The organism is Adlercreutzia equolifaciens, from assembly GCF_029076695.1.
GTDB lineage: Bacteria > Actinomycetota > Coriobacteriia > Coriobacteriales > Eggerthellaceae > Adlercreutzia > Adlercreutzia equolifaciens_A.
Genome location: NZ_JARFIK010000515.1, coordinates 1 through 293, shown reverse-complemented (window position 1 = coordinate 293; position 293 = coordinate 1). Strand labels below are relative to the sequence as shown.

Here is a 293-nt window from a genome sequence, read left to right as displayed (position 1 = left end):
CGAGAACCTGCTCGGCACTCAGAAGCGCGAGCTGTACGCCTCGGGCGTGTGGGGTGCTCAACGAGAACTTTAATGGCAACGGCGAGCGCTTCAACAGCGTGGAGGTGCCGAACGTGACGGGCATGACGGCCGAGGAGGCTGTGGCCGCCCTGGAGGCTGCCGGTTTTGCGGGCTCCGTGGTCACGGGCGATCCTGCGGTGGAGGGCCAGGTGCCCGGCACGGTGTACGCTCAGTCCGCCGCGGCCGGCTCCAAGGCGCTGGTGGGCATCACGGTGACCGTGACGGTCTTCGAC

1 protein-coding gene is annotated in these 293 nt (G+C 68.3%); it reads left to right on the top strand.

Annotated features, from left to right (window positions below; translation table 11 throughout):
* Positions 1 to 53 precede the first annotated feature (53 nt).
* A partial coding sequence (locus PZH32_RS13420; protein WP_275208751.1) for a PASTA domain-containing protein occupies positions 54 to 293 on the top strand: 240 nt, incomplete at its 3' end.